7 protein-coding genes are annotated in these 6,637 nt (G+C 65.9%); 1 reads left to right on the forward strand and 6 read right to left on the reverse strand.

The features are described 5' to 3' along the window. Positions 1–153: 153 nt before the first annotated feature. The 6 genes from MKK58_RS04585 to MKK58_RS04610 all read right to left on the reverse strand — a co-directional run bounded on the left by MKK58_RS04585 (position 154) and on the right by MKK58_RS04610 (position 5,365). The gene (locus tag MKK58_RS04585; RefSeq protein WP_243910985.1) at positions 154–723 is read right to left on the reverse strand and encodes a type 1 glutamine amidotransferase domain-containing protein; all 570 of its coding nucleotides are present in this window, start codon (positions 721–723) and stop codon (positions 154–156) included. A 54-nt stretch (positions 724–777) separates the two neighbouring features. Continuing rightward, positions 778–1,860, reverse strand: a complete 1,083-nt coding sequence (locus tag MKK58_RS04590) for a catalase family protein (protein WP_243910986.1) — start codon at positions 1,858–1,860, stop codon at positions 778–780. A 326-nt stretch (positions 1,861–2,186) separates the two neighbouring features. Then, positions 2,187–2,975, reverse strand: a complete 789-nt coding sequence (locus MKK58_RS04595; protein WP_243910987.1) for an alpha/beta fold hydrolase — start codon at positions 2,973–2,975, stop codon at positions 2,187–2,189. 273 nt (positions 2,976–3,248) lie between these two features. Beyond that, positions 3,249–4,172 (reverse strand): molybdopterin-dependent oxidoreductase, encoded by a 924-nt coding sequence (locus MKK58_RS04600; RefSeq protein WP_243910988.1) that lies wholly within the window; start codon positions 4,170–4,172, stop codon positions 3,249–3,251. Continuing rightward, positions 4,169–5,050: a cytochrome b/b6 domain-containing protein gene (locus MKK58_RS04605; protein WP_243910989.1), complete on the reverse strand. Its 882-nt coding sequence runs from the start codon at positions 5,048–5,050 to the stop codon at positions 4,169–4,171. The genes MKK58_RS04600 and MKK58_RS04605 overlap by 4 nt, the downstream gene beginning before the upstream one ends. A gap of 78 nt (positions 5,051–5,128) precedes the next feature. Then, positions 5,129–5,365, reverse strand: coding sequence for a hypothetical protein (locus MKK58_RS04610; protein ID WP_243910990.1), 237 nt, complete (start codon positions 5,363–5,365; stop codon positions 5,129–5,131). Between the two features lie 569 nt (positions 5,366–5,934). Between MKK58_RS04610 and MKK58_RS04615 the strand changes: the two genes are divergently transcribed. Beyond that, on the forward strand, positions 5,935–6,501 hold the full coding sequence (locus MKK58_RS04615) for a PepSY domain-containing protein (protein WP_243910991.1): 567 nt from the start codon (positions 5,935–5,937) through the stop codon (positions 6,499–6,501). The last annotated feature ends 136 nt before the right edge of the window (positions 6,502–6,637 follow it).

Genomic DNA, 6,637 nt, shown 5'->3' on the forward strand with positions numbered 1-6,637 from the left:
TCCGGGTGGCACGAACTCGTGCAGCGAGGGCGGCAACAGCCAGCCCTGATCGACGTCCCAGGAGCGAAACACCTTGGCCATGAGCCGAGTGAATCACCTCGCAGCCTCGTCGTCGAGAGGATTACTCGGACAAGCTCCTAGCTGCCCGACTCCTCAGGCGCTCCGGGCCTGGTCGGGATGGCGGCCCTCCGCGAACTCCTTGACAATCTTGGCGCAGAAGGCTGGCAGATCCTTCGGGGTACGGCTGGTGACCAGCCCCTTGTCGCAGACGACCTCCTCGTCGACCCAGGTGCCGCCGGCGTTCTCGATGTCGCGGCGAACCGTGGGGTAGGAGGTCAGCGTCCGGCCCTTCACGACGTCCGCCTCGATCAGCGTCCAGGGACCGTGGCAGATGACTCCGACCGGCTTGCCTGCGGCGAAGAAGTCCCGGACGAACGCCACGACGTCCTTGCTCGCCCGGAGCTTGTCGGCGCCGACGCAACCGCCGGGGATGACGAGCCCGTCGTAGTCCGCGGCCGATGCCCCATCGATGGTCCTGTCTACCTTGTAGCGACCGGCGGGATCGAGGTCGTTGTTGACCGTCTCGGCCTCGCCGGCCTCCAGACCGATGACCGTCACGGTCGCCCCGGCCTGCTTCACCGCCTCATGCGGCTTGGCGAACTCCGGCTCCTCGGTGCCGCGCGGTGCGATCAGGATCGCGATCTTCTTGCCTTGCAAGCTCATGTCATCATCCTTCTGAATGTCGTCATTCAACGGAGGCGCCGTTCGCGCCGTTCCTCACGCCGGGATGCGGTCGATGCCGGCGGAATCCTCGGCCGCCACGCCGTTCTCGCGGTGGCGGAAGTCGCTCAGCGCCCGGTAGACCTGGAGGCGCGCCCGCATCACCGAACCGAGCGGCTGGTGCGCCGCGAGGCTGTGCGCCGGGCGGAAGGTCATCACCTCGTCGAAGTAGCGCACCCGATCCGGCGAGTAGGCATCCTGACGCGGCAGCCGCAGCGTCGCCACCGTGCGGTAGGGGCTGACCGAGACCGGCCAGTCGACCGAGGCGTCCTCGATGGGCTGCCGCTCGGCATCCGCCCAAAGCTGCGCCTTCAGCTCGAACACCACCTCGTTCTCCCGGAAGAACGCGACGGTGGCGTGCCGGAAGCCGTCCTCGTCTTGGTGCGGGTCGAGACGCCACTCGGACAGGGCACGCTGGCTGTCCGTCGACGGCACGGCCCCGAGCTTGGCCACGTAGTCACCGTAGCGGACAGGTGCCTGGCTGAAGTAGCTGTCGGCCAGCGGGTGGCTGTAGGGATGGCCGAAGAAGTCGGCCAGCGCGCTCTCCGTCCCGAAGGCATGCAGCGCCCGGTTGAGGTTGCGCATGGTGGAGGACACCGCGCTCTTCACGCCCTCCGGCAGACCGGTCGACTTGCCAATGACAGTGCCGTCGCGCAGGAAGCCCGCCGCCGTCCCGGACGGAAAGGTGGTCCCGGTCGCGAGGACGAAATCCTGGGTGTCGACCGCGTGGCCGGGCAGCTTCTCGCCGGGGACGTCGAAAACCTTGATCGACATCCCGCGGTGGGTTGAGACCCGGTCACCCAGGGTCTCGCCCGGTCCCTGAGCGAAGCGAACCGCGACGGGATGGGTGCCGGGAGTGGCGAACAACCCTTGGGCCAGTTCAGGCGGCAGGCCGGTCGCGATCGTCAATTCGCCAGTGACGCAGGCCGAACTCTTTGCGTGGCTGGCCCGCACCGCATGGTGCTCGCGCCTCTCCACCGTCTCGGATTGCTGCGTCATGCCGGCGATGATGCCGTCAATCGTCTTCTGCTCGTCCGAATCGGGCTTCTCGATGTCGGGTGCGTATCGAAGGTAAGTCATGCTTTTCCTCACGGGGATCGGGGAGTGGAAGCGGGCCGCGGCGGGAAAGAGCGCAGCGGATTCGGGGATCGACGTATTGGATTGGAAACGGAATATCGTTCCGAAAACCGAGGGGGCCGGGGGCCGTTCCCGATCCAGGACGGCTTCGCGCCCGTCGTAAGCCTGCCTGAGTTCGGCGGCGCTATAAGTCGACTTTCAAGCGCTGCATCGTTTTCGCGGCAATGGAAGAACGGACTATGGACCGGCTCCAGAGCGGAGGCGGCAAGCTCGGCCGAGATGCGACGACCCGTGGACGACCCGTGGGCTCGGGTGTGCGACAAGCCATTTCAAGGCGCATCTTTCCCAACCGTTTCAAGGATCACGCGCGCCGTCTCGGCAGGCTGATCCCAATGCGGGAAGTGGCCGCAGCGCTCGAACCAGTACAGACGGGCCGACGGGAATGCTGCCCGAGCGCGTGCAGCCTGGCGCGGCAGCAGCAGGTGGTCTTGGCGGCCCCAGCCTATGGTGACAAGGCCGGGGGTCTTCGCCGAGCCCTGCTGCAAGGGCCCGCGTGCCAGCTCACGCAGCATCGAATCGAAAACCGGTGTGGCCGCCAGGCTCTGCAGCTCCTCTACGACAAGCTGCGGTGGCAGCAGCCACGGACGGGCTGACAGTTGGGCCAGCAGCAGAATACGGGTGACGGCGTGGCGCGACAGGCCGGGATGGAAGGGCCGCAGCAATCGCACCAGGTGTATTGATGCCGCGAGCGTCCAGTGTAACCAGCGTGTTTCCCACCCGCGCCAGAAACCGCCGGGATCAAGCGCCACGCAGTGCCGACCGATGCCCCGCCGCGTCAGCTCCAGGACCAGCCGGCCCCCCACCGAACTGCCGACAAGGTCCGCTGTCGTCAGGCCTTGAGACTGCACGAAGGCGGCAAGGGCGTCCGCATAGGCCTCAACCGTCTGCCGGCCCGCGAGCGGGGCCGATCTGCCATGTCCCGGCAGGTCGACCAAGATCAGTTCGCGCGAGCCGCGTAATGCGGACAAGAGCGGATCCCAGGTACGGAGATTGGCCCCCAGCCCGTGGACCATCAGTAGCGGCCGCCCCGTGCCGAGGCGTTCGGAATGTAGGAACATGACGGCATTGTCCTTAATGTTCGCGCTGCAGTCCGAACATTGGTCCGTCGCAGATTTCGTCAGGCCGGGCGTGCCAGTCAGGTCCGTGGGCGCTCGTATCAGACACTTCGAGGTTGCGTCGCCGGTCTGACAGCCAGCTACAACGCGCGGGGCCGACCCTACTCCGCAGTCTTGCAAGCGCCGGACGTCACCGGGAAGATCCTGCCAAAGTTCGCCACGAGAGAGCTGGGCCTTCAATGCTCGCAGAGACGTGGACGTAACCTCCGCGCCAACTCAGATTCCGGCGTACCAGGCGTAGCCCTGGTCCTCCCAGTAGCCGCCCTTGCCATCGCCGAGGTTGGCGAAACTCTCGACCACCTCGATGCGCATCACGTACTTTGCCTGCTTGTAGCCGAGGTTGCGTTCCACCCGCAGGCGAAGCGGGGCGCCGTTCGAGATAGGTAACGCCTGGCCGTTCATGTCGTAGGCGAGGATCGTCTGCGGATGGAACGCGTCGACCAAGTCGATGCTTTCGTAGTACCTGACCGGTGATCCGCCGCTGGCCGCGGTGTCCTCCGACGCCTGCTGTCCGCCGGAGTCCTTCCTGCTCTCGCCGCTGCCCGATTGCTTGGTCATGCTCGGATTGGCGTTGCCGGCGGGTACCTCGTCGGTCCCCTCACCATCTCCTCCGCCTTCGAGCGAATTGCCCTGATCCATGGTGTCGGCGCAGTGGAACACCACGTAGCGCGCCTCTGGCTTGAGCTTGGCCCGGGACAGAAGGTCGGTGAGCGGCACCCCGGTCCACTTGCCGATAGCGCTCCAGCCCTCGACACAATCGTGCCGGGTGATCTGGGTGCGGGCGGGAAGCTTGCGGAGCTCGCCCAGGGACAGCTTGAAGGGCGCCTCCACGAGCCCGTCGACCACCAGGTGGTATTTGGCGAACTTGGCCTTCGCGAGGGCCTTGTAGTCCCTGTCCGGCGGATCCTCGGTGCCGTTCGGCTTGAACCAAGGCGAGATGTCGGCCTCGGCGTATTCCGGTGCCAGCGTCGCCTCGCCCAGGAGCAGGCGCTGGACGAACATGTTGGCGTCCTCGCCGGTCTTCAGCGTTCGCCGGAACCACTCCGCGTTGCCCAGGCGGTCGCAGCCTCCGAGCATGGCCGCCGCGGCCGTGGCGGAAGCCCCCACCAGGAGGGCGCGTCGGTTGGGTGAGCGGCTCATGCCCGGGGCTCTCCGGCAGGGACGGCCGGCTCGACCTTGCGCTCGATCACGAACCAGCCGGTGAGCATGCCGCGCATGTTGTTCCGGAAGCCCGACAGCAGGACCAGGGCGACGTGCACGACCACGAACAGGACCAGCAGGCTCGCCACGACGAAGTGGACCGTGCGGGCCGACTGGCGTCCATCGAAGAGCGTCAGAAGGAAGGGAAAGGCCGCGTTCATCGCCGGCGACATCGCGAGCCCAGCCAGCACCTGCACCGGCAGGAGCACGAACAGCACGATGAGGTAAGTGAGCTTCTGGATGACGTTGTAGCGCTTGGCCTCGTCTCCTTGGGGGAAGCGCAGCGTCAGGTGCTCCCAAATCGAGGCCCCAAAATGCCGGATCTGGTCACGGGACGGGATCACACGGAATCGCAACTGCCCGCTGACCAGACCATAGAGCAGGTAGGCGATGCCGTTCAGGACGAAGGCCCAGGCGAAGAAGAAATGCCAGGAACGGCCGCCGGTAAGGTCCTGGTTGCTCGGCAAGGTCGTCCAGGCCGGGAAGCCTCGGTCCGCCGCCTCGCCGTCGGAGCCGACCGATGAACCGAGCCAGCCCGTCGTATCGAATCCATGGCCGAACACCGTCGTCATGCCCTTGGGCGGGTCGTCCTCGGTCTGGGTCATCGCCATGAGCGGCGCGTCGAAGGTCGAGACCTTGCCCCAGTAAAGGGCCGGGTGGGCGTTGAAGATCTGCAGGCCGCTCATCAGCAGGACCAGCAGGCAGATCGCGTTCACCCAGTGGGTGACCCTGATCACGAGGGGATGGCGAAACATCCAGCGGCGGCGCTCGACCTCGCCGGTCTCGGGGGCTGATCGGGTCAGGTAGGTTCGAGCCAAACGGTCTTCCCCGCACTCTGGACGGCTAGGGCGGAGGCCCCTGGGTCGAGGCCTCCGGAAGCGCACGGCGCCTTGAAATCACATGCCGCGGTTCATCATCATCCGCTTCTTCATCATGCGGCGCTTCATCATCTGCTTCCGCATCATGCGCTTCTTCATCATCATCCGCTCGCTGCTGGTCATCCGGACCTGGGTGACGTCGGACGGGGCGGCCTGGAGTCCGTTCGGGCCTATCGGGGCGGCCGAGGCGGCGCCGGCACCGAGCGCGAGGCTGCCGAGGACCGAGGCGGCGAGGGCAAGGGTGGTGATCTTCATTCAATGTCTCCTGTACGGGGAAGGAATCCCCTTTCGCACATGGGGAGAAGAGAAGACCCGACCATCAAGTTCCTGATTTATCGAATAAAAATCCGGCCGCGATGGCTTTGGAGCGCAACAAACCGGACGCCGAGGCGAAGCCTCGCGCCGCGCCCAGGCGGGGCGTACGCCGACTTGTACGGAGGCGTGCAGAGGAAAGTTTCAGAGCAGGCCGGTAGCGCAGACATCGAAGGCGACCGCGTGCGCGCTCCCTTGCAATTCCGGGGCTGTCACACCGGCGAGTCCTAGAGCGGCTCGGCGATAAGCAAGGCGGTTGATATCGCGGTGACCGGCGGCCGCCGTGGACGGGTCGGCTAATACGGTTCGCACGAAAGCCTATCGACCGATCTCAAAAGCGGCTTGCGGGACGGCGGTTGCCATCTGCGAGGCCAACGAATGAGTTCGTTCAGGCCGGATACCGCCCGGTCCCATTCATGATTACGCTTCCGGGAAACCCCATCCAAGGACAGGCGTTTCCGGGGTCCTGAAAACGCCAAGAAACCAGGAGCCTTGCCGTGTCGATACATCTGATGCTCGCCGCCGGCTTCCTCGCGACGAGCACCTGCCTCGCCGCCGCCCAGGGAACCCCGCCCGCGGCAAGCCCGGAAACTCCGATGCCCGCCACGCAGGCGAACGGCGATATGAAGGAGTGGCAAGTAGCTAAGACCGCGAAGGTCGCCCTGCCACAGGCGATCAGCACCGCGGAGATGCAGGGCGAGGAAAAGGGCGGCCGCGCCATCGACGCCGACTTCGAGAAGGCCGATGGCAAGGATCCGGCGCACTACAGCGTCAAGGTCGTCTATCCCAGCGGCAAGCTCGTCGAGTACGGCATCAATGCCGACACCGGCGCCCTGTACAAGACCGAGAACCAGCCCATCGAGCGCTACTTCACGTTCCTGAAGCCGGCCAACTTCAACGAGGCCAAGACCTCGCTCAAGGATGCGCTTGCCATTGCCGAGCAGAAGGCCGGCGGCGGCAAGGCGTACGAAGCGTCGGTATCGAAGGACGGCAAGGCGGTGCAGTACGTGATCAAGGTCGCCGGCGCCGACAAGGAGACGAGCGTCACGGTCGGCCCCGACGGCAAGGTCGTCGACTAGTGCACTGACGCGGTCAGAGGATTCACGAGGCGGGCGATGCATGCGAGTCTGGGCAATGGCTCAGACCGTCTGCGTGCTCCTCGACGCCGCCACCCAGTCAGCGCTTGCCGCGATCGCCGGCGATCGATCCCGCCCC

The sequence above is a fragment of the Methylobacterium sp. J-078 genome, from assembly GCF_022829285.1.
GTDB lineage: Bacteria > Pseudomonadota > Alphaproteobacteria > Rhizobiales > Beijerinckiaceae > Methylobacterium.

Excerpts from the sequence above, each read along its gene's own strand:
- MKK58_RS04585 (WP_243910985.1), bottom strand. The coding sequence starts at position 723 with ATGAGCTTGCAAGGCAAGAAGATCGCGATCCTGATCGCACCGCGCGGC.
- MKK58_RS04590 (WP_243910986.1), bottom strand. The coding sequence starts at position 1,860 with ATGACTTACCTTCGATACGCACCCGACATCGAGAAGCCCGATTCGGAC.
- MKK58_RS04595 (WP_243910987.1), bottom strand. The coding sequence starts at position 2,975 with ATGTTCCTACATTCCGAACGCCTCGGCACGGGGCGGCCGCTACTGATG.
- MKK58_RS04600 (WP_243910988.1), bottom strand. The coding sequence starts at position 4,172 with ATGAGCCGCTCACCCAACCGACGCGCCCTCCTGGTGGGGGCTTCCGCC.
- MKK58_RS04610 (WP_243910990.1), bottom strand. The coding sequence starts at position 5,365 with ATGAAGATCACCACCCTTGCCCTCGCCGCCTCGGTCCTCGGCAGCCTC.
- MKK58_RS04615 (WP_243910991.1), top strand. The coding sequence starts at position 5,935 with ATGCTCGCCGCCGGCTTCCTCGCGACGAGCACCTGCCTCGCCGCCGCC.